General features: G+C 74.0%; 21 protein-coding genes. 8 read left to right on the top strand and 13 right to left on the bottom strand.

What is annotated here, in order from left to right:
• Nucleotides 1–40 precede the first annotated feature (40 nt).
• The 3 genes from ACFWJO_RS15445 to ACFWJO_RS15435 all read right to left on the bottom strand — a co-directional run bounded on the left by ACFWJO_RS15445 (nt 41) and on the right by ACFWJO_RS15435 (nt 3,099).
• On the bottom strand, nt 41–1,114 hold the full coding sequence (locus tag ACFWJO_RS15445; protein WP_386865239.1) for a LysR family transcriptional regulator: 1,074 nt from the start codon (nt 1,112–1,114) through the stop codon (nt 41–43).
• 142 nt (nt 1,115–1,256) lie between these two features.
• Nucleotides 1,257–1,835: a PadR family transcriptional regulator gene (locus ACFWJO_RS15440; protein WP_386865237.1), complete on the bottom strand. Its 579-nt coding sequence runs from the start codon at nt 1,833–1,835 to the stop codon at nt 1,257–1,259.
• Nucleotides 1,836–1,875: 40 nt separating this feature from the next.
• Nucleotides 1,876–3,099: an FAD-dependent monooxygenase gene (locus ACFWJO_RS15435; protein WP_386865235.1), complete on the bottom strand. Its 1,224-nt coding sequence runs from the start codon at nt 3,097–3,099 to the stop codon at nt 1,876–1,878.
• A gap of 169 nt (nt 3,100–3,268) precedes the next feature.
• Between ACFWJO_RS15435 and ACFWJO_RS15430 the strand changes: the two genes are divergently transcribed.
• From ACFWJO_RS15430 to ACFWJO_RS15415, 4 genes are all read left to right on the top strand, one after another.
• A complete protein-coding gene (locus ACFWJO_RS15430) occupies nt 3,269–3,775 on the top strand; it encodes a TetR/AcrR family transcriptional regulator (protein WP_386865274.1) in 507 nt (168 codons plus the stop codon).
• 58 nt (nt 3,776–3,833) lie between these two features.
• On the top strand, nt 3,834–4,364 hold the full coding sequence (locus tag ACFWJO_RS15425; protein WP_386865233.1) for an SRPBCC family protein: 531 nt from the start codon (nt 3,834–3,836) through the stop codon (nt 4,362–4,364).
• Between the two features lie 214 nt (nt 4,365–4,578).
• A complete protein-coding gene (locus ACFWJO_RS15420) occupies nt 4,579–5,874 on the top strand; it encodes an Ig-like domain-containing protein (RefSeq protein ID WP_386865272.1) in 1,296 nt (431 codons plus the stop codon).
• 18 nt (nt 5,875–5,892) lie between these two features.
• On the top strand, nt 5,893–6,237 hold the full coding sequence (locus ACFWJO_RS15415) for a CU044_2847 family protein (RefSeq protein ID WP_386865232.1): 345 nt from the start codon (nt 5,893–5,895) through the stop codon (nt 6,235–6,237).
• Nucleotides 6,238–6,271: 34 nt separating this feature from the next.
• On the opposite strand, the gene ACFWJO_RS15410 is transcribed toward ACFWJO_RS15415, so the two are convergent.
• From ACFWJO_RS15410 to ACFWJO_RS15395, 4 genes are all read right to left on the bottom strand, one after another.
• Nucleotides 6,272–7,087: an ABC transporter permease gene (locus ACFWJO_RS15410; RefSeq protein WP_386865230.1), complete on the bottom strand. Its 816-nt coding sequence runs from the start codon at nt 7,085–7,087 to the stop codon at nt 6,272–6,274.
• 32 nt (nt 7,088–7,119) lie between these two features.
• Nucleotides 7,120–8,031: an ABC transporter permease gene (locus tag ACFWJO_RS15405; RefSeq protein ID WP_386865227.1), complete on the bottom strand. Its 912-nt coding sequence runs from the start codon at nt 8,029–8,031 to the stop codon at nt 7,120–7,122.
• An 8-nt stretch (nt 8,032–8,039) separates the two neighbouring features.
• On the bottom strand, nt 8,040–9,239 hold the full coding sequence (locus ACFWJO_RS15400) for an ABC transporter substrate-binding protein (RefSeq protein ID WP_386865225.1): 1,200 nt from the start codon (nt 9,237–9,239) through the stop codon (nt 8,040–8,042).
• 131 nt (nt 9,240–9,370) lie between these two features.
• The gene (locus ACFWJO_RS15395) at nt 9,371–10,408 is read right to left on the bottom strand and encodes an ABC transporter ATP-binding protein (RefSeq protein WP_386865223.1); all 1,038 of its coding nucleotides are present in this window, start codon (nt 10,406–10,408) and stop codon (nt 9,371–9,373) included.
• A gap of 176 nt (nt 10,409–10,584) precedes the next feature.
• On the opposite strand from ACFWJO_RS15395, the gene ACFWJO_RS15390 reads away from it, so the two are divergent.
• The gene (locus tag ACFWJO_RS15390; RefSeq protein WP_386865221.1) at nt 10,585–11,370 is read left to right on the top strand and encodes a FadR/GntR family transcriptional regulator; all 786 of its coding nucleotides are present in this window, start codon (nt 10,585–10,587) and stop codon (nt 11,368–11,370) included.
• The gene (locus ACFWJO_RS15385; protein ID WP_386865219.1) at nt 11,324–12,172 is read left to right on the top strand and encodes a cache domain-containing protein; all 849 of its coding nucleotides are present in this window, start codon (nt 11,324–11,326) and stop codon (nt 12,170–12,172) included. Before ACFWJO_RS15390 ends, ACFWJO_RS15385 begins: the two co-directional genes overlap by 47 nt.
• 52 nt (nt 12,173–12,224) lie before the next feature.
• On the opposite strand, the gene ACFWJO_RS15380 is transcribed toward ACFWJO_RS15385, so the two are convergent.
• Both ACFWJO_RS15380 and ACFWJO_RS15375 read right to left on the bottom strand, forming a co-directional pair.
• Complete coding sequence (locus ACFWJO_RS15380; RefSeq protein ID WP_386865217.1) at nt 12,225–12,557, bottom strand: cupin; 333 nt, start codon at nt 12,555–12,557, stop codon at nt 12,225–12,227.
• A gap of 56 nt (nt 12,558–12,613) precedes the next feature.
• A complete protein-coding gene (locus ACFWJO_RS15375) occupies nt 12,614–13,885 on the bottom strand; it encodes an MFS transporter (RefSeq protein WP_386865215.1) in 1,272 nt (423 codons plus the stop codon).
• Nucleotides 13,886–13,975: 90 nt separating this feature from the next.
• Between ACFWJO_RS15375 and ACFWJO_RS15370 the strand changes: the two genes are divergently transcribed.
• Both ACFWJO_RS15370 and ACFWJO_RS15365 read left to right on the top strand, forming a co-directional pair.
• Nucleotides 13,976–14,890 carry a LysR family transcriptional regulator gene (locus ACFWJO_RS15370; RefSeq protein WP_386865213.1) on the top strand — a complete coding sequence of 305 codons (915 nt, stop codon included), beginning with the start codon at nt 13,976–13,978 and terminating at the stop codon, nt 14,888–14,890.
• 4 nt (nt 14,891–14,894) lie between these two features.
• Nucleotides 14,895–15,827 (top strand): DMT family transporter, encoded by a 933-nt coding sequence (locus ACFWJO_RS15365; RefSeq protein WP_386865211.1) that lies wholly within the window; start codon nt 14,895–14,897, stop codon nt 15,825–15,827.
• Here ACFWJO_RS15365 and ACFWJO_RS15360 read toward each other — a convergent pair.
• From ACFWJO_RS15360 to ACFWJO_RS15345, 4 genes are all read right to left on the bottom strand, one after another.
• A complete protein-coding gene (locus ACFWJO_RS15360) occupies nt 15,824–16,987 on the bottom strand; it encodes an oxygenase MpaB family protein (protein ID WP_386865209.1) in 1,164 nt (387 codons plus the stop codon). The two genes, ACFWJO_RS15365 and ACFWJO_RS15360, sit on opposite strands and share 4 nt — an antisense overlap.
• 20 nt (nt 16,988–17,007) lie before the next feature.
• Nucleotides 17,008–18,051, bottom strand: coding sequence for a polyprenyl synthetase family protein (locus ACFWJO_RS15355; protein WP_386865207.1), 1,044 nt, complete (start codon nt 18,049–18,051; stop codon nt 17,008–17,010).
• Nucleotides 18,044–18,331: a polyprenyl synthetase gene (locus ACFWJO_RS15350; protein ID WP_386865205.1), complete on the bottom strand. Its 288-nt coding sequence runs from the start codon at nt 18,329–18,331 to the stop codon at nt 18,044–18,046. Before ACFWJO_RS15350 ends, ACFWJO_RS15355 begins: the two co-directional genes overlap by 8 nt.
• Before the next feature lie 89 nt (nt 18,332–18,420).
• Complete coding sequence (locus ACFWJO_RS15345; protein ID WP_386865203.1) at nt 18,421–19,719, bottom strand: amidohydrolase; 1,299 nt, start codon at nt 19,717–19,719, stop codon at nt 18,421–18,423.
• Between the last annotated feature and the right edge of the window lie 86 nt (nt 19,720–19,805).

The raw sequence follows: 19,805 nt of genomic DNA, 5'->3' as shown, positions 1-19,805 counted from the left end.
ACGTTACCCCACGGTAGGGAGCTGAGGGTAGGGGCGGCCGTCACCAGGACCGTGCGGCCCGCAGCAGCCGGTCCCGTACGAGCGCTACATGAGGGTTCTCCGGCGTGCCCGGCCGCTGGACCAGAAACGACGTGTTGATCGGCGGATCCTCCGGGTCGAGCAAGGCCGTCAGCCGGCCCGCGGCGAGCTCCGCACGGCACAGATAGCGCGGCAGCACCCCGAAGCCGGCCCCCGCCGACACGGCCGCCAGCACACCTCGCAGGTCGGGCACCGTCACCGCGGCCTCGCCGGTGAGGCGGCGCCCGAAGACGTGCCGCCAGTAGCGCCGGGCGATCGGCAGGTCGGCGGCGTACATCACCATGGGGACGTCGTGCAGCGCGGCGGGACCGTCCGCCGCCACCGCGCCGGGGCCGATCCGCCGTGCCCATTCGGGCGAGGCGACCAGGACGAACTCCTCATCGACGAGCGGCACCGAGGCCAGGGCCCGGCCTCGCGGCCGCTGCGTCGCCACCACCAGGTCGTGGTGCCCGGCCCGCAGCCCGTCGAGCAGTTCGTCGGTGAGCCCCAGCGTGACCTGGAGCCGGATCCCTTCGCCCACCAGCGGCGCCAGCGCGGGCAGCGCGCAGAGCGACAGGAACTCGGCGGGCCCCGCGAGATGGACCGGCTGCGGCACCGGCGCCGTGCCGTCGGTACCGCGGTCCGCGACCCTGGCGAGTGCGTCGATCGGGCCCGCGACCTGGGCGGCGAGATCGTCCGCGTACGGCGTCGGCGCCACACCGCGCGGGCCGCGCTCGAACAGCTCGCGGTCGAGGCGCCGTTCGAGCGCCCGGATCTGGGTGGTGACGGTGGGCTGCGACAGGCCCAGCAGCCGTGCGCCGGCGGTGAACGAACCCGTGCGGTGCACGGCCAGGAAGGTGCGGAGCAACGAGAGGTCGAGCGGCCCGCGCGGCTGCGGCGACGTTCCGGCGTCCGGCCGGGGCGCGGACGGGCCCGGCGGACCCTCGGGTCCAGGCGCCGGCCGGGGGCGTGACCGGCGACCGGCCTTGGTTCCGGGCCCGCGTTCAGGCCTGGATCCGGAGTCTTCGGCCGGGCCATGCTGCTTCCTATCGCTCACGGCAGTCAGCATAGGCAAGCCGATGGATCAGCCCTCCGGCCCGGGCTGCTGCTGGCCCCCGACCCCGTGCCTCCCGTCCGGCCCCGGCCTCCAGGCGGCGTCTCACCCCGCCGCCTGTCAGGCCGCCCCGCCCCCGCCCACGTCAGGCCGTCCGCCCCGCCGTTCGCCGGATCTCGCGTTCGGCGAGGACCGCCAGGGCCCGTTCGCCCCAGCGGACGTTCTCCGCCTCGAACGCCATGCCGCGCAGCAGGGTCAGGAACGGTCCGACCCGGTCCGCCTCCCGGAGGTACGTGTCCTCGTCCCGCCCGTCGAGCATCCGCTCGCGAAGCCGCTCGTAGCGCGCCAGCTTCCCGCGCGCCGCCTCCATCCGCTCCCGTACGTGCGCGCGTACCGCCGCCGTGTCTCCCGCGTCGCACGCCTGGACCTGGACCAGCAGCTCGTCGCGGACCGCCGTCGGCTTCGGCGGGTGCGCGGTGTACGCGACGAGGTCCGCCAGACCGGCGTCGGTGAGGGTGAACATGCGCTTGTTCGGGCGGCGTTCCTGCAGCACCACCCGGGCCGCGATGAGACCGGCCTCGGAGAGCCGGTCGAGCTCCCGGTAGAGCTGTTGCGGCGTGGCCGCCCAGAAGTTGGCCACGGACACGTCGAAGAGCTTGGCCAGGTCGTACCCCGACGCCTCTCCCTCCAGGAGAGCCGCCAGGACCGCGTGCTTGAGAGACATCCGGACAAAGTAGCAGTCCGTTGAATATGTTCCTCCACACCTATTCACCCGAGAAAGACCTGGTGAGGGGCGGGTTCCAGGCGGCGTGCCGCAGGATCGCGCGCACCGCCACGCCGCTGGGGGCGAGCCGCAGCAGCGCGTTGCGCAGCGGCACGGCGAGCGGGTGGTCGAGTTGCTGGCCCATCCGTCCGGCCCGGCGGGCCGCCATGGCTACGGCCGTGGTCCGCGGCCGCCGTCCGGCGTCGTAGCGGGCGAGCGCGGCGTCGACGTCCGCCGCCCCGTCGAGTTCGGTGGCAAGCACGACGGCGTCCTCCAGGGCCTGGCAGGCGCCCTGGCCGAGGTTCGGGGTCATGGCGTGGGCGGCGTCTCCGAGCAGCACCACCCGGCCGGAGACGAAGGAGGGCAGGGGAGTGGCGAGTTCGGCGATGTCGTGGTGGAGGACGGCCTCCGGGCGCGTCGCGGCCAGCAGCTCGGGTACCGGCTCGTGCCAGCGGGCGAAGCGCCGGCGCAGCACGGCGAGGGGATCGGCATGGCGCACGCCCGCGGGCGCGTTCAGTACCGCGTGCCACTCGGCACGTCCGTCGGCGAACGCGATGTGACCGAACTCGGCCCCGCGGCCCCAGGTGATCTCGAAGTCGGTGCGGAGGTCCACGGGGCGGTCCGTGATCGCCCGCAGGACGGTCGAGCCGCTGTGCACGGGGCCGGGATGGGCGGGGAAGAGGGCCGTGCGCAGGCGGCTGCCGATCCCGTCGGCGGCCACGACCAGGTCCGCCTCCAGGGTGTCCGGCACTTCGTCGGGCCGCGGTCCCTTGTCGGCGGCGGTCACGGGCCGCGCCCCGTCGAACCGCACCCGCGCCCGCCCGCCGCGCAGCGGGTCCGCGGCCGTCGCCGTCACGCCCGTGCGCAACGTGCCGGGGGCCAGGGCCTCGCGCAGCAGCCGGTGGAGCTCCGTGCGCGGGATGCCCACGATGGGGGAGCCGAGGGCGCGTTCGAGGGCGGCGCCGTCCATCCGGGCCAGCCAGGAGCCGCGCGGTGTCCGGGTGCCGCCGGTGTACTGGCCGTGCCCGGCGGCCCGTACGGCGGCGCCGACGCCGAGCACGTCCAGGGCCCGGATGCCGTTGGCGGCGAGCGAGATCCCCGCACCGGCGTCGGCGAGGACGGGTGCGCGGTCGACGACCGTCACCTCCCAGCCGATGCGCTGGAGTCCGACGGCGGCGGCGAGGCCGCCGATCCCGGCGCCCACGACGACGGCGGTGTGTCCCATGGTCCGTACCCCTTCCAGTGGTGCCGCTCCCGGGCCGCCCCGGAGGCTTCTACATCTGTAGAAGCGTAACGCGCCACCTCTACAGGTGTAGAAAGAGGGGGTGACTTCCCAGACTCCCCGCCGCACCCTGCTCGCCGACGCCGCGCTCGGCGTCCTCGCCGACGCCGGGATGCGCGGCCTCACCCACCGGGCGGTGGACGCCGCGGCGGACCTGCCGGCCGGGACGACCTCCGCGTACTTCCGTACCCGGTCCGCCCTGCTCACCGCCCTCGTGCGGCGGCTCGTCGAACTCGACCAGGCGGAACTGGTGGCGGCCGCCGAGCGCGCCCCCGTACTCCGGACGGCCGAGGACCTGGTCCAGGGGCTCGCCGCGCTCGTCGCCGCCCGGACCCGGGGCGAGGGGCGGCGCCGCTCGCTCGCCCGCTACGCCTGCGTGCTGGAGAGCGTGCGAGACCCCGAACTGCGCGACATCCTGGTGCCGAGGGAGAACCCGGGGCGCGACGCGGTACGGGCCTTCCTCGCCGCGCGGGGCGTCGCGGACCCCGAGGCCCGCACACTGAGCCTGCTCGCCTGCGTGGACGGACTGGTCCTGGACCGCGTGGTCGCCGGAGAGGAGGCGGTGAGCGGGGGGACCGAGGCGATCGAGGGGCTCGTCGCGGCGGCCCTGCGGTCCTGAACGCGACCGCGGCAGCCCGCACGGCCGTCGATCCGACGTCAGCAATGGAGCAGCTCCGATGGACAGCAGTGACAGCAGTGGCACCGGCGCCGGCCGTCGCGGCAGCGACAGCAAGGCGTACGTGTACACGACGTACATCCGCACCACGCCCGACGAGCTGTGGAAGGCGCTGACCGACCCCGGCCTCACCCGCCGCTACTGGGGCGTGGCCTTCGAGACCGACTGGGCCGTCGGGTCGCCGATGGTCTGGGAGGAGGGCGGGCGCACCACCGCCGACCCGGAACAGGTCGTGCTCGTCGCCGAGCCCGGCCGGGTGCTCTCGTACACCTGGCACACCTTCACACCCGAATGGGCACAGGCCGTCGGCATCGGCGACGAGCTCCTCGCCCGGCTCGTGGACGAGGGGCGCTCCAAGGTCACGTACACCATCGAACCGGCCGGGGACATGGTGAAGCTGTCCGTCGTCCATGACGACCTCAAACCCGGCGGCACCATCCGGAGCCTGGTCGGCGAGGGCTGGCCGGCGATCGTCGCCAGCCTGAAGTCGCTCCTGGAGACGGGCGAGGAACTGCCCGAGGTGCCGCGTTGAGCCGCAGCCGTTGGTCCTTTCGAGTCGTCTCGCGGGCCTCTCACGCGCCACGCCCGGTCAGCTGATCATCTTTTCCGCCCCTGATCCGTTTTGATGCACCGGACAGAGCAGGCCGGCGCCGGCGCGAAAGGGGTGGACGTCCGACGTGTCGTCACGCGCGAGCAGCATCAGGAAGGTCAAGGGCCGGACCGCGCTGTCCGCCGCCGTAGGAGCCGTGCTCGCGCTCCAGGCGGCCCAGCAGACCGCCGTGGGCGCGCCGGCCGGAGGCCCGCCCGACGGTGCCGTGCAGCTGGCCGTCGCCAGCTGCCCCACCACCGGCGCCCTGTGCACCACGCCCCGGCGCAACGTCGACCTCGACGGCCGACCCCTCGCCTTCGACGACCGTGCCGCCGCCGGACCCGTCGAACTCACCCTGCGCACCGCCGGGCGGCTCGCCGACGTGAACGTCACCGACCACAAAGGCCGCCGCGTCGCCGGCCAGGTGAGCTCCGACGGCCGCCGATGGACCGGCGCCGCACCGCTCCCCGCCGACGGCCGCTACACCGCACGCCTCGTCGTCGAACGCACCGACGGCGGACGGCAGCGACTGCACCACGCCCGGCTCTCCCTGAGCACTCCGGCCGCGCCCGAGGGCGAGCGGCTCACCGCCGAATTCGGGCCCGGCGGCGGCACGTACGGCGTGGGACAGCCGCTCACCGCCGAACTCAGCCACCCCGTGCCCGCCACCGACCCCGACGCCCGCCGAGCCGTCGAACGTGCTCTGCACGTCAGCTCGGAGCCACGCGTCGAAGGAGCGTGGCACTGGGTCGGACCCACCACCCTCCACTACCGCCCGCGCGACTTCTGGCCGGCCCGCGCGACCGTCAGCGTCCGCAGCGCGCTCGACGGGGTCCGGGTCACCGGCCGCCTCTACGGCGGGCCCTCCGCCTCCCTCACCCTGACCACCGGTGACCGGATCGAGGCCGTCACCGACGTCGCCGCGCACACCCTCACCGTGCTGCGCGACGGCGAGGTCGTCCGCACCATCCCCGTCACCACCGGCAAGGCCGGCTACCGGACCCGAGGCGGAGTCAAGGTCGTCCTCGGCAAGGAGGCCACGGTCCGCATGCGCGGCGACTCCATCGGCATCGCCCGCGGCAGCGGCGACTTCTTCGACCTGAAGGTCCGCTGGGCCACCCGGGTGACGTGGAGCGGCGAGTACCTGCACGCCGCCCCCTGGTCGCTGGACGCCCAGGGCAGCGAGGACGTCAGCCACGGCTGCACCGGCATGAGCACGGAGGACGCCGCCTGGCTGTTCCGCACCGTCCGCGAGGGCGACGTCGTGCGCGTGATCAACGGGTACGGCAAACCGATGACGCCCTTCGACAACGGCTACGGCGACTGGAACCTGAGCTGGCCCGAATGGCGCCGCGGCAGCGCCTTCGGCTCCGGCGCCGCAGAGTCCGGGGCCGCGGGGACCGGCGCCTCCGGGGCGGGGCCGGACGGCAGCGCGCTCCGGCCCGCCCTCTGACCACACCGAGGAGTCACGATGACGGAGATCACCAGGGTCGAACTCGCCGACGGCGTGCTCTACGTGGAGGTGGAACCGCTCACCGCCGCGGCGGCCGGCGAGACGGGGGACGGGGAACTGGAGGGCGTCGGCCGCCGGCTGCCCGATCTGTCCGCGGTCACCGACGCGTTGTCGTCCTTCGCCGGACAGCTCGGCGAGGCCCTGCACCGGGCCGCGCCCGACCGTGCCACCGTCGAGTTCGGCTGCCAGCTCGGCCTGGACAGCGGCGGGCTGACCGCCCTCGTCGTGCAGGGCAGCACGAGCGCCAGCCTCCGCGTCACCCTGGAATGGAGCCGGGACAGGGGCGCGAGGACGGGCGGCTGAGCCGGCCCGTACCCGGCACGGGCACGTCACCGGGTCAGACCCGCCCGCCGCCCGTCGTGTCCGAGGACAGCCGCTGCGCCGCGTAGATCGGGATCACCGAGAGCAGCACGAGCAGCGCCGCCACGACGTTCACCACGGGCGCCTGCTGAGGACGCGTCATGTTGTCGAAGATCCACAGCGGCAGGGTCTGCACTCCCGGGCCCGCGGTGAAGGTGGTCACCACGACCTCGTCGAACGAGAGGGCGAAGGCGAGCAGGCCGCCGGCGAGCAGCGCCGAGCGCAGCTGCGGGAAGGTGACGTCCCAGAAGGTGCGGAAGGTGTGCGCGCCCAGGTCCATCGCCGCTTCCTCGTACGAACCCGGCAGCCGGCGCAGCCGGGCGACCACGTTGTTGAAGACCACCACGATGCAGAAGGTCGCGTGCCCGACGATCACCGTGAACAGGCCGAGTCCCACCCCCAGGGGTTCGAGGACGGTGCCGAAGGCGGAGTTGAGCGCGATGCCGGTGACGATGCCCGGCAGCGCGATCGGCAGCACCACCGCGAACGACACCGCCTCCCGCCCGAAGAACGCGTGCCGCTGCACGGCGAAGGCGATCAGCGTGCCGAGCACCAGGGCGACCGCCGTCGCCGCGAGACCCGCCCGGACCGAGGTCCACAGGGCCTCGCGCGCGCCCTCGTTCGCCCAGGCCGCCGACCACCACTTCAGGGTGAGTCCGGGCGGCGGCCAGCTCGCCGAGCGGTCCGGGTTGAGGGAGCCGACGAGGACGAGCAGCAGTGGCAGGTAGATGACGGCGAAGCCGAGCCCGGCCGCGGTGCGCAGCGCGATCCGCGCGGGGCGGGAGAGGTTCATCCGGTGTCCTTTCCACGGGCGGGTGGGGCCGGTCACAGGCTGCGCAGTGCCCCGGTGCGGCGCACCGCGAGCAGATAGAGCACGATGACGGCCACCGGCACCGTGCCGAGCGCGGCGGCGAGCGGCAGGTTGAGGGTGACGTTGGAGTAGACGAGGTTGCCGATCAGCTGGGTCTTGCCGCCGACGATCTGCACGGTGATGTAGTCGCCCAGGCTGAGCGAGAAGGTGAACACCGACCCGGCCGCGACCGCCGGCCACACCAGCGGGAGCACCACCGCGAAGAACGTCCGCCCGGCCCGCGCCCCGAGGTCGGCCGAGGCGTGCAGAAGGTTGTCCGGGAGCTGTTCGAGCGCCGTGTGGATCGGGAGGATCATGTACGGCAGCCACAGGTACGTCAGCACCAGAACGGTGGCGGTGAGCCCGTAGCCCGGACCGCTCAGGCCCAGCGGCTTCAGGGCCCAGTCGAGCGGCCCGCCCTCGGAGAGGATGAGCCGCCACGCGTACACCTTGACGAGGTAGCTGGCCCACAGCGGGGTGAGGATCGCGACCACGAGCAGCGGCCGGCGGCGCGGGCTCGCGACCCGGGCGGTGTAGAAGGCGAGCGGGAAGGCGATGACGGCGCACAGGACGGTGACGGCGAGCGCGACGCCGACCGTGCGCAGGGCGACCGTCCGGTAGACCGGGGAGCTCACGAGCTCCTGGAAGTTCCGGCCCGACCAGACCCGGACGACCTCGGAGGTGAAGGAGTCGGTGGTCCAGAAGGCGGACAGGAACAGGGCGGCCAGCGAGCCCAGATAGGCCAGCACGAGCCACAGCAGCGGCGCGGTGAGAAGCGCCGCGAGCCGGACGCGGGGCCGCTGGTGCAGGGCCCCGGCGAGCCGCCGGACCGGACCGGCGACCCGGTCGGTGTCGGCGGCCCGCGTGACGGGGGAGAGCGAGGTCATGCGACGGGTCAGCCCTTGATCTCGTTCCAGGCCTGCACCCACTTCGCGTACGGGACGCAGGTGACGTCCTTGCGGCCGTCGAGGCACTGCTCGATGGGCGTGGTCCAGAAGCGGACCTGCTTCCAGTAGGACTCGTCGCTCGCGTGGAAGGTCGCGCAGTGGTCCTTCGCGGCGGTCTCGGCGCAGGACTTGGCGTTGGCGGGGGCCTCGCCGAAGTACTCGGCGACCTGGGCGTTGGTCTTCGGCGAGACGATCCAGTCCAGCCACTTGTAGGCGCAGGTGGGGTGCTTGGCCTTGGCGGACACCATCCAGGTGTCGGACCAGCCGGTGGCGCCCTCCTTCGGGAGCACCGCCTCGACCTTGGCGCCCTCGGCCTTGGCGAGGTTCGCGATGACCTGCCAGCTGGTGCCGACGACGGAGTCACCGCTCTTGAAGGCGGAGATCTCCTTCAGGTAGTCGCTCCAGTACTCGCCCACGTGCGCGTTCTGCGCCTTGAGGAGCGCGACGGAGGCGTCGAACTGCTTCTGGTCGAGCGCGTACGGGTTCTTGATGCCGAGCTCGGGCCTGGTCGCGCCGAGGTAGAGCGCGGCGTCGGCGATGTAGATCGGGGAGTCGTAGGCGGTGACCTTGCCGCTGTGGGCGGAGGCGCCGTCGAAGACGGCCGACCACGAGTCGGGCGCGGGCGTGACCTTGGCGGTGTCGTACATGAGGAGGTTGGCGCCGCGGCCGTGCGGGATGCCGTAGGAGACGCCCTTGACGGAGTTCCACTCCTGGTTCTTCAGGCCGGAGAACACGTCCGCGTAGCTGGGGACGAGGGCGGTGTTGACCGGGGCGGCGTCACCGGAGGCGATCAGCCGCAGCGAGGCGTCCCCGGAGGCGGAGACGGCGTCGTACTCACCGGTCTTCATCAGTGCCACCATCTCGTCGGAGGTGGCGGCGGTCTTCGAGTTGACCTGGCAGCCGGTCTGCTTCTCGAAGCCGGACACCCAGTCGACCTTGGGGTCGTTGGAGCCGTCCTCGACGTAGCCGGCCCAGGCGATCAGGTTGACCTGTCCCTCGGGGGCGCCGAGGGACGTCGGCGCCTTGAGGGCGGGCGGGTTGAGCCCGCCGGACTTTCCGGACCCGGCCTGGTCGGCCGAGCCGCAGGCCGTGACGAGCAGCAGACCGGAGACGGCGGCGGCCGTCAGGAGCGAGCGGTGCAGGCGCACGGGTGATCTCCGTTTGCGTGAGGGAGCGGTGAGGGTGAGCGGAACGGGGGAGCGATGCGGACGTTCGTGGTGCGGGGAGTCGGGGAGCCGGGGCGTCGGGGAATCGTGCGGAACGGGCGGTGCGGGAGAGGTCACGGGCCCGTGGGGACGGCCACCGCGTGCGACGGGTGCCAGCGGAGCCCCACCCGCGCGCCCCGGAAGGCGGCGAGATCGGCCGAGGAGGTGTCGAGGTTCTGCTGCACGGCGGTGAGCCGGCCGCCGGTGTCGAGGTCCACCAGGAAGCGCGTGGCGTCGCCCAGGTAGACCACCTCGGCGACGGTGCCGGCGGCGCTCATGTGCCCCGCCTCGGCCGGCGCCGCGGGGTCCGTGACGACGCGGATCTTCTCCGGCCGGATGCTGTACGTGCCGGAGGCGCCGACCACGGCCCGCGCGGTGTCGCCGCTCAGCAGGTTGGAGGTGCCGACGAACCCGGCGACGAAGGGGGTGGCCGGGCGCTCGTAGATCTCGGCGGGCGAGCCGACCTGCTCGATCCGGCCCTGGTGGAAGACGGCGATCCGGTCGCTCATCGTCAGCGCCTCCTCCTGGTCGTGGGTGACGAACACGAAGGTGATGCCGACCTGGCGCTGGATCGCCTTGAGCTCGACCTGCATCTGCTCGCGCAGCTTCAGGTCGAGCGCGCCGAGCGGTTCGTCCAGGAGCAGCACCCGCGGCCGGCCGACTAGGGCGCGGGCCAGGGCGACGCGCTGACGCTGACCGCCGGACAGCTCGGCCGGGCGGCGCCGGCCGTAGCCCTCCAGGCGCACCTGGGCGAGGGCCGCGCGGGCCCGCACCAGGCGCTCGGCCTTGGGCACCCCGCGCACCTTCAGTCCGTAGGCCACGTTCTGTTCGACCGTCATGTGGGGGAAGAGGGCGTAGTCCTGGAACACGGTGTGCACGTCGCGCTCGAAGGGCGCCAGCCGGGTGACGTCCTCGCCGGCCAGTTCGACCGTGCCGGCGGTCGGGGTCTCGAACCCGGCGATCATCCGCAGCACGGTGGTCTTCCCCGAGCCGGACGGGCCGAGCATCGAGAAGAACTCGCCGTCGGCTATCTCCAGGTCCACCCCGGCCACCGCCTCGGTCCGGCCGTAGCTCTTGCGCAGTCCTGAGAGCCGGATCGCCATTCCCTCCATGGGCGGGAACCTTTCTGGTGCGGGGGAGCGTTCTGCGAGTGCGCGTAAACATATGAAGTCATAGTTCAAATCTCAAGACCCCCGTAAGGTAAAGGCTGAGTCAACGCGTGAGGTGGTGCAGCGTGAGGCCAGACGGCAGACAGGGCTCGGGCGTGCAGGGGAGCGCCCGCAGCGCCGTGTTCACTCCTGTCGACACCCGGGCCCGGGTCGACACCGTGGTGCGCCGGCTCGGCGACGCCATCGAGCTCGGCCTCCTCGCCGACGGCGAGCAGCTGCCCGGCGAGACCGAACTCGCCGGACAGCTCGGGGTCTCCACCGTCACCCTGCGGGAGGCTCTTATGGCCCTGCGCCAGCAGGGGCTCGTCACCACCCGCCGCGGCCGCGGCGGCGGCAGCTTCGTGACCGCCCCCGAAGGGCCGGCGGAGGACCGGCTGCGGGCCCGGCTCGCCGACTGGTCCACCGAGGAACTGCGCGACCTCGGCGACCACTGGGCCGCCGTCTCCGGGGCCGCGGCGCTGCTCGCCGCCCAGCGCACCCAGCCCGGCGACCTGCGCCAGCTCACCCGCACGGTCGACGAGTTCGCCCGCGCCGAGGACCCCGCCGCGCGCAGCAGGCTCTACGGCCGCTTCCACGTCGAACTCGCCGCCGCGGCCCAGTCCGCCCGGCTCACCCGCGAGGAGGTCGCCCTTCAGACCGAGTTGGGCGCCCTGCTCGTCCTCGTGCTCGACGAGCCCGCGTATCGGGAAAGCGTGGCGGATCGTCACCGCTCCGTAATCTCCGCCGTGCAGGATGAGGCCGACGAGCGGGCCAGAATGCTGGCCGAGCAGTGCGTACGCGAGTCCGTGGGCCGACTGGTCGCCCTGCGGCTCGCGCCCCCCACGCGCGCACCCGAGCCGCGTCCCGAGGAGGACACCGATGGCCAGGACCACCGGGCTCGCCCGCCCCGCCGGAGCGCCGGCTGACACGCCGGACCCCGCGCCGGAGGCCGCGACCGACGCCGTCTCGGAGCGCGTCCGCGCCACCCTCGAAGGCGTCTTCGCCGCCGTCGCCGCCACCGCGGCGGACACCGCGGCGCTGCTCAGCCGGGTGGCCGCCGACGGCCGGAGCCCGGTCCGCGCCGACCTCGCCGCGCTCCGCCCCGCGCTTCACCACCGCCTGGGGGACGGCGCCCCGGCCGGCCCCGGCGGTCCCGGCGCCCCGGGATGCCTCGCCGGTCTCGTCTCCGGCATCGGCTTCGTCGCCGCGCCCGGACTCCTCGCGGACGTCCCGGCCTGGCTGGAGTGGTGGCAGCGAGGCCCCGACGGCGCCGTCCGGCCGCTGCTCGTCGACCTCGACCCGGAGCACTCCGCGTACGCCGACTACACCCACTGGGACTGGTACCAACTGCCCCGCGAGACCGGCCGGCGGGCCGTCGCCGGGCCCTACGTCGACTACCTGTGCTCCGACGAGTACGGCCTGACGCTCTCCGCTCCCGTCCACGTCGACGGCGTCTTCGTCGGGGTCGCCGCCGCCGACGTCTACCTGCGCCACTTCGAGGCGGCCGTGCTGCCGGTGCTCCAGGAACTGCCCGTCCCCGCCCGGCTGGTGAACGCCCGGGGCCGCGTCGCCGCCTCCACCGACCCGGCCCGCCTCGCGGGCTCCCTCACCAAGGGCCCCGACTTCGCGGCGGTCCTGGCCGCGCCACCGGCCGTCCACCGGCACGGCGCCCTGCGTCTGATGCCGTGCCAGGGCACGCCACTGGTGCTCGTCACCTCGGAGCGCTGAACGGCCAGGGGCCTGCCCGGCGGATCGTGGCGCCGCCTGACGGACGGCCGGCTCAGTCGTTGACGGCCGTCAGCAGGACGACGGCGTCCTCGAGCGCGGTGAGGCCGTGACGTTCCTTCGGGATCATCTGGAGCTGGCCGGCCGCCAGCTCCTGGGTCCGCCCGGAAGCCGTCAGTTCCACCCGGCCGCGCAGGACCTGCAGGCTCGCCGCCGGCGGGGCGTTGTGCTCGTCGAGCGACATGCCCGCGATCAGGGCGATCACGCTCTGCCGCAGCACCCCGTCGTGCACCAGGATGTGGGCGCTGCGGCCGTGCGCGTCGGTACGGGCGTTCGCCAGGTGCTCGTCGACGAGGGCGCCGAGGTCGTGAGGTGCGGGCTCCTGCATCGTGTCTCCCTGCGGGGTGCGCGGACGGATACACCCAGCCTTGCGCGTGCCGGGCGTCACGCAACTCGGGCCCGCCCCGCCCCGGCCGTCAGACCGGCCACGGCGAACCCCGCCGCAGCGAGCACTGCCGCCGTCCAGCCGTACGCCCCGTACAGCCAGGCCGCGGTCAGCGAACCGAGCGCGCCCCCGCCGAACGTGGCCAGCATGAACACCGTGTTCACCCGGGCGGCCACGTCCCGCCCGAGACCCAGCACGCGTGCCTGGTTCGCCACCTGACACGAGCTCGTGCCCAGGACCACCAGCCCGGCGCCCGCCACCAGGGCGACCGGCGAGCCCGGCGCCAGCCCCGCGACCGCGAGGCCGAGCCCCACGCAGCCCAGCGCCCAGCGGCCCACCGGCCCCGCACCGAACCGGTCGGTGAGCCGCCCCGCGTACGCCGACGCGAGCGCCGCCGGCACGGTGAGCAGCCCGAAAAGTCCCGCCGCCCCCGCTCCGTACCCCAGTGGGGGCGCGGCCAGATGGAACACCAGCGCCGCCCAGAACACGCTGTACGCGCCGAACACGCAGGCGCCGCGCAGCGCCGAGACCCGCAGGGCGCGGTGGGCACCGAGCAGCCGGGGCAGCCCGGCCAGCATCCGCCCGTACGGGACGGTGCGCGCGCCCGGCTCGCCGAGCCGCTCCGGCAGTGCCCGCGGCAGCACCCCCATGAGGGCCGCCGTCGCCACCGCGGCCACCACGTAGGCGGTGCGCCAGCTTCCGCTCGCGTCGGACACCGCGCCCGAGACCGTACGGGACAGGGTGGAGCCCAGCGTGAGGCCGAGGCCGATGACACCGACCACCCGGCCACGCCGCTCGGGCCCCGCGAGGGCTGCCGCGACCGGGGTGAGGATCTGCGGCAGCACGGTGGTCGTCGACAGGGCGAGGGTCGCGAGCACCAGCGTCAGCACGTTCGGCGCGGCCGCCGCCACCAGCAGGGCGGCGGCGGTCAGGCCCAGCAGCGCCCTGGTCAGCCGGCGCAGCCGCGCCGAGTCGGCGAGCGGCACGAGCAGCAGGATGCCGAGCGCGTACCCGAGCTGCGCGGCCGTCGCCACCAGGCCGGCCGTGCGGTCGGAGACCGCGAGACCGCGGGCGACGGCGGCGAGCAGCGGCTGGGGGAAGTAGATGTTCGCCACCGTCACGGCCCCGGCCACGGCGAGGACGAGGACGTTCACGCCGGGCGCGGGCGCGGGCGCAGGAGCGGGCCAGGGTGCGTGCGCGGGCGCCGCGGGCGTGGTGACGGCCGCCGGCAGGGGCCGTCGGAAACGGGCGGGAGTGAGGAGAGGAGGCACGTGCTTCAGGCTCCCGCCCTCCGCCGCACCCCATCAAGGTGCTTCAATGCAAGCGGCGTTTAGCGAGACTCAACGACCGGAGGCGTCCTGGTGCTGGAGCGGCACGAACTCGAAACGTTCCTGGCCCTCGGCGACGAGCTGCACTTCGGCCGCACCGCCGAGCTCCTCGGCGTCTCGACCGGCCGGATCAGCCAGACCGTCAAGAAGCTGGAGCGCCGCGTCGGCACGCCGCTCTTCGCCCGCACCAGCCGCAGCGTCGCCCTCACGCCGGTCGGCCGCCGCCTCCACGACGAACTGCGCCCCGCCCACGCCCTCATCCTCGCCGCCCTCGAGCGCGCCACCGCCGCCGGCCGCGGCATGCTCGGCACCCTCCGGGTCGGCTTCGGCTCCCCCTGGGGCGGCGAACTGCTCGCCGCCGCCGTCGACGCCTTCCTCACCCGCCATCCCGGCTGTGAGGTCACCCTCCGCGAGGTCCCCGTCGACGCCGGCACCCGTCCCGTCGAGGAAGGCGAGATCGACCTCCAGTACGCCGCCTTCCCCGTGGGCGTACCCGGCCTCACCGCCAGCCCGGTCCTCACCCGCGAGGACCGGGTGCTGCTCGTCCCCGCCGGCCATCCGCTGGCCCGCCGCGCCTCCGTCGGTGTGGAGGACCTCGCGGGACTCACCCTGGTCACCACCGGCAGCGCCCACTCCCGCGCCTGGCGCGAGGCCCACTACCCGACCCGCACCCCCTCCGGCGCGGCCGTCGCCCACGGCCCGGCCGCCGTCACCTGGGAGGAGGTGCTCTCCCTCGTCGGCGCCGGCCGTGGCGTCTCCCCGGGCGCCGCGAGCGGCGCCCGCTACCACCCGCGCCCCGGCATCGTCTACGTGCCCTTCCACGACGCCCCGCCCCTGGAGTACGGACTCGTCTGGGCCACCGCGGCCGAGACCGCCCTCGTCAGGGCGTTCGCCGAGACGGCGGCGCGTGTCCCGGCCGGACCCGCGGAGGCTTCGCGGCTACGGTGAGGCGGTGCAGCGCGCCGAAGACCGGCTGACGCTCGCCGCGTTCGTCGCCGTCGCGGTGCTCGCGGGCGGCAACGCGGTCGGCGTCCGCTTCAGCAACCGAGAACTCGACCCCCTCTGGGGCGCCGCCCTCCGCTTCGGCGCCGCCTCCCTCGTCCTGCTCGCCCTCATGGCCGTGCGCCGGATGTCCCTTCCGCGCGGCCGGGCCCTGGCGGGCGCCGTCCTGTTCGGCGTCCTCAACTTCGGTGTCACGTTCGCCCTGGCCTACTACGCGCTCGTCCGCATCCACGCCGGATTCGGCCAGACGATCCTCTCCCTGACCCCGCTCGCCACCCTCCTGCTCGCCGTCGCCCAGGGCCTCGAACGGTTCCGGCTCGCGGCCGCCGTGGGCACCGTCCTCGCCACGGCGGGCGTGGCGGTCATCTCCCGCGCCCCGCTCAGCGAGTCGGTGCCCGTGCTCTCCCTCCTGGCGGTCCTCGGCGCCGTGTTCTCCTTCGCCCAGGCGACGGTCCTCGTCCGGCGGCTCCCGAAGGTCCACCCCGTCACCATGAACGCCGTCGGCATGACCGCCGCGTCCGTCCTCCTCTTCGCCGGCTCCGCCGCCGTCGGCGACACCTGGCGCCTTCCCGACCGGGCCGCCACCTGGTGGGCCCTGGCCTACCTGGTGATCGCCGGCTCCGTCCTCACCTTCGTGCTCTTCCTGTTCGTCGTGCACCGCTGGGACGCGTCCAGGGCCGCGTACGTCTTCGTGGTCACCCCCGTCGTCACCATCGTCGTGTCGGCCTGGCTGGACGACGAACCCCTCACCGCCTCCCTGCTCCTGGGCACACCGCTGATCCTCGCGGGCGTGTACGTCGGAGCCCTCCGGCACCGGCCCGGACCGGCCCGGGACGAGACCCGGGAGGACGAGCCCGGGGGCGGGCCCCGGGACGGGACCTAAGGAGTCAGGACGGCCGGCGGCGGGCTCCACCGGCGCTTGGGCGACACCGTCGAGGACACGCCGTAGTCCTTCTTGAGGTGCTCCGGGATCGCGTAGTGCATGACCCGGCCTCGTGTGAGGGAGGACAGTTCGAACACCGTGGTGAGATGGCCGAGCCGGTCCAGGAGCCAGCCACCGAGCGGCGAGCGGTCCTCGACGGTCTCCAGGACGCCGAGCAGGTGCGGCACCGCCTTGACGACGGTGTCCCACGGCGTGCGGGCGACCTCCAGCCAGTCCGCGCACGTGTCGCCCACCAGATGACGGATCAGCGCGGACACGATCGGGTCGAAGAAGGTGCCGGGCACGACCTCCTCGTACAGCTCGACCAGCTGCCGGGTGAGGAGGGCCCCGTCCTCGGAGGGGCCCATGTGCCGGATCATGTACAGGTCCAGGAACCGGCGCGCCTCGTCGAGGTCCTTCGGCACTGCCTTCTGGTCGACGCCGAGCATCGCGCCGACCACCCGCCACGCGTAGAGGTAGGCCTCCGCGCCCTCCACCGACATGTGGATGCCCAGGCGGTGCAGACTGTCCAGGACCAGCATCGAGAAGAACATCTGCCCGCCGATCATGTCCTCCTGACAGATCGGCACTCCCAGCGCGGCAGCGTCCCAGCGGTCCTCCCGCTTCAGGTGGTGGCGGATGGAGGCGTGCAGCAGCCGCACCTTCTGCGCGGCTGGCACGAACCGCCCGCCCGCCTCGAAGGCGTCCGGCCGCATCAGGTACAGCGTGAACTGGCCGGTCTCCGCCATCCGCTTGGCGGGGTACTTCAGCCCGTGCGTCGTCGCCAGCAGCTTCGCCACGTGCGGCACGAGGTAACAGGCGGGCATGGCGGCGAAGGACAGCGCCGTGGTGATGTGGACGTCGTTGTCGGCGAAGAACAGCCGGGCCTTCTCCATCTCGCCCCAGTCGACCCAGCTCGGCGGGGCGGCGGTGACCCGCAGGTACTCCCGGGCCACGTCGGGCAGTCCGTCCGGCAGCGGTGCGCCGGACGTGGAGACGTAACGCATCAGGGTGTTGAATGTGCCGACCTCCCCGCGTTCGAAGAGGGTGGCGACCGTGGCGTCGGCGAGTTCGTCGCCGGCCTGGCGCAGGGCGTCCATCGACGCCTCCGTGGGGATCATGCGGGCTCCTCGTACAGGGGTCAGGACTGGCGGGCCGAAGCGGAGTGGGCCAGGGAGGTGAGGGCGGCGACGGCGGCGGGCGGCGCGTCGAGACCGTCGAGCGCGTCCAGTGCCTCCTCGACCCGGGCGGCGATCATGTGTTCCACGCGTTCCGGAGTCCGCAGGCTCCGCATCAGCGCGCGCACCTCTTCGGGATCGGTGCCGTCCCGGCCCAGGAGCGAGCCCAGCCGCTCGCGCTGGGCGGCGTCCGCGACCCGCCAGGTCTCCGCGAGGAGCGCGGTCGGCCGGTGCCCCCGCAAGTCGTCGCAGGTGGCCTTGCCGGTACGCGCCGGGTCGCCGAACAGGCCGAGCAGGTCGTCCCGCAGCTGGAAGGCCTCGCCGAGGGGCAGTCCGTACGCCGAGTAGCCCGCGCCGAGGCGTGACGCGGCCCCGGCCAGCGTGCCGCCGATCAGGAGGGGCTGCTCCACGGTGTACTTGGCGGTCTTGTAGCGGATCACCTTGAGCGAGGCCGCCGTGTCCGGGGCCGCGCCCGTGCGCAGGATCTCCAGGCACTCGCCCGCCACCAGCTCCCGCGCGAGCGCCGCCCACAGCGGGCGCGCCCGGGCGAGATAGGCCGCGGGCAGTCCGCTGGTCACGAACAGCTGCCCGGCGAGCGACATCAGCAGGTCCCCGACGAGCATCGCGAGGGACCGGGCCGCGGCGCCGGACCGCGGGTGGTGCGGCACGGCGGAGCGCAGCGCCCGGTGCGCGGTGGGCCGTCCGTGCCGCAGCGGACTGTCGTCGATGAGGTCGTCGTGCACCACCGCGGCCGCGTGGACCAGCTCCATGGACGCCGCCGCGCGCAGCAGGGCGTCACTGTCCGGCTGCCCGCCGCCCCGCCAGCCCCAGTAACAGAACGCCGCCCGAAGCCGCTTGCCGCGCGCCACGGCCGCCTCCAGCTGCTCGGCCACCGGCCCGAGCGCCGGGTCGACGTCCACGAGCCGGTCGGCCTCCTCGGCCACGAACCCGCGCAGCACCTCGTCGACCCGGGCCTTGAACGCGCCGGGCTCCCAGGCCTCAGCCATCGGCACGGGACCGGGTGGCGAGGACGTGCCGGGCGAGCACCTCCAGATGGGCCGGCGGCAGCGTCGCATGGCGGTCGAGCGCGAGCCGCCCGCGCGCCACCAGGTCCCGCTCGGCCTCCTCGACCAGCTGCACGGCGTCCGAGCGGCGTAACAGCCCCCGTACCGTCCCCAGTGCCGAACCCAGGGTGCTCACCGCCAGGTCCGCGAGCCCCGCGACCAGCAGCACCGCCTGGTCGTCCCGGCCCCGGTGTCCGTTCGTCTGCCCGTTCTCCGATGTCATGACCCTCAGCGTGATCACGGACGACGGGCGGCACGGGGAGAATTCACGAACGAGTGAAGCGCGGGCGGGCGGGGCCCGGTGCTTTTCGGTCAGTCCGTGGTGAGCGCCCCCGTCAGATGGTCGTACGCCACGTGCGCGTGCAGCCGCACACCGGTCACCAGGGTGTCGTCGTCCGCGTAGAAGTGCGGGTTGTGGTTGGTGACCAGACCCCGGCCGCCGGGCACCGGGACCGGCCGCCCTTCCTCGTCCAGGCTCGCGTCCTGGACGCCCAGCGTCACGTAGAGACCGCCGAAGCGGTTCACGAACTCCGACACGTCGTCGTACCCGAGCGTCGCGCCGGTCTCGACGACCCGGTCCGCGCCCACCACCCGCCGCAGCGTCGGCAGTCCCGCCTCCACCCACTCCGCGGTGTTGTGCACCGGCGGCACCGGCTGGAGGAAGTCCACGGCGGCCGTGGCGCCGTAGGCGGCCGCCGTGTGCTCGGCGAGCGCCCTCAGACGCCGCTGCACGTCCGCCATGCCGGACTCGACGGCGCAGCGGATCGTGCCCCACAGGGTGACGGTCTGGCCGATGATGTTGAACCGGCCGACGTCCTCGACGTGCCCGATGGTGACGGTGACCGGATCGAAGGCGGACACCTGGCGGTAGATCTGGCCGATTCCCGTGAGGACGGCGCCCGCCGCCGGCATCGGGTCGACGCCCTGCCAGGGCGTGGAGCCGTGCACCTGCCGGCCCGTGACGACGATGCGGACCAGCGTGGAGGCCGCGTACTGGTTGCCGGCCCGGTAGCCGACGCATCCCTTCGGGAACGGCGTCACGTGCATGCCGAACACCATGCTCGGCACCGGATCGGCGAAGGCGCCCGCCTCGACCATGGCCCGCGCCCCGCCGGTCTCGCCGACCGGCGGGCCCTCCTCGGCCGGCTGGAACACGAACAGGACGCTTCCGGGCAGCCGTTCGCGCGCCCCGGCGAGCACGGTCGCCGCGCCCATCAGCATCGCGGTGTGGCAGTCGTGCCCGCACGCGTGGGAGACGGGGAACGGCCCGCCCGGGTAGCCGGCGTCCACCGTCTCCGACGCGAAGTCGGTCCCGCAGAGGTCCTTGACCGGGAGGGCGTCGGTGTCCGCCCGCAGGGCGACCGTCCGCGGCCCCGGCCGTCCGCCCCTGAGCACGCCCACCACTCCGTGGCCGGCGATGCCCGTGCGGACCTCGTCGAGACCGAGGGAGCGCAGGTGCTCCGCGACGAAGGCCGCCGTCCGTTCCTCCCGGTTGGACAGCTCCGGGTGCCGGTGCAGGTGCCGCCGCCAGGCGATCACCTGCGGCGCGACCTTCTCCGCGCCCCGCTCCAGCGCCTCCCGGACCTCGTCGTGCGTGGCTTCCGCGTTCACCCGGGCCTCCGTCTCGGTCCTGCTTCGAGCGATGCGTCAGGCTCCAGGCTCGCACGACGAGGCGGTTCCTCGCCGGACGAACGGTC

The organism is Streptomyces sp. NPDC127092, from assembly GCF_042722475.1.
GTDB lineage: Bacteria > Actinomycetota > Actinomycetes > Streptomycetales > Streptomycetaceae > Streptomyces.
This window is presented reverse-complemented; position numbering and strand designations above follow the sequence as displayed.

What these genes read in the sequence shown, in the direction of transcription:
- ACFWJO_RS15410 (WP_386865230.1), bottom strand. Translation starts at nt 7,087, where the DNA reads ATGAACCTCTCCCGCCCCGCGCGGATCGCGCTGCGCACCGCGGCCGGG.
- ACFWJO_RS15430 (WP_386865274.1), top strand. Translation starts at nt 3,269, where the DNA reads ATGCGCGGCCTCACCCACCGGGCGGTGGACGCCGCGGCGGACCTGCCG.
- ACFWJO_RS15380 (WP_386865217.1), bottom strand. Translation starts at nt 12,557, where the DNA reads ATGCAGGAGCCCGCACCTCACGACCTCGGCGCCCTCGTCGACGAGCAC.
- ACFWJO_RS15415 (WP_386865232.1), top strand. Translation starts at nt 5,893, where the DNA reads ATGACGGAGATCACCAGGGTCGAACTCGCCGACGGCGTGCTCTACGTG.
- ACFWJO_RS15425 (WP_386865233.1), top strand. Translation starts at nt 3,834, where the DNA reads ATGGACAGCAGTGACAGCAGTGGCACCGGCGCCGGCCGTCGCGGCAGC.
- ACFWJO_RS15440 (WP_386865237.1), bottom strand. Translation starts at nt 1,835, where the DNA reads ATGTCTCTCAAGCACGCGGTCCTGGCGGCTCTCCTGGAGGGAGAGGCG.
- ACFWJO_RS15350 (WP_386865205.1), bottom strand. Translation starts at nt 18,331, where the DNA reads ATGACATCGGAGAACGGGCAGACGAACGGACACCGGGGCCGGGACGAC.
- ACFWJO_RS15355 (WP_386865207.1), bottom strand. Translation starts at nt 18,051, where the DNA reads ATGGCTGAGGCCTGGGAGCCCGGCGCGTTCAAGGCCCGGGTCGACGAG.
- ACFWJO_RS15395 (WP_386865223.1), bottom strand. Translation starts at nt 10,408, where the DNA reads ATGGAGGGAATGGCGATCCGGCTCTCAGGACTGCGCAAGAGCTACGGC.
- ACFWJO_RS15405 (WP_386865227.1), bottom strand. Translation starts at nt 8,031, where the DNA reads ATGACCTCGCTCTCCCCCGTCACGCGGGCCGCCGACACCGACCGGGTC.
- ACFWJO_RS15360 (WP_386865209.1), bottom strand. Translation starts at nt 16,987, where the DNA reads ATGATCCCCACGGAGGCGTCGATGGACGCCCTGCGCCAGGCCGGCGAC.
- ACFWJO_RS15435 (WP_386865235.1), bottom strand. Translation starts at nt 3,099, where the DNA reads ATGGGACACACCGCCGTCGTCGTGGGCGCCGGGATCGGCGGCCTCGCC.
- ACFWJO_RS15385 (WP_386865219.1), top strand. Translation starts at nt 11,324, where the DNA reads ATGGCCAGGACCACCGGGCTCGCCCGCCCCGCCGGAGCGCCGGCTGAC.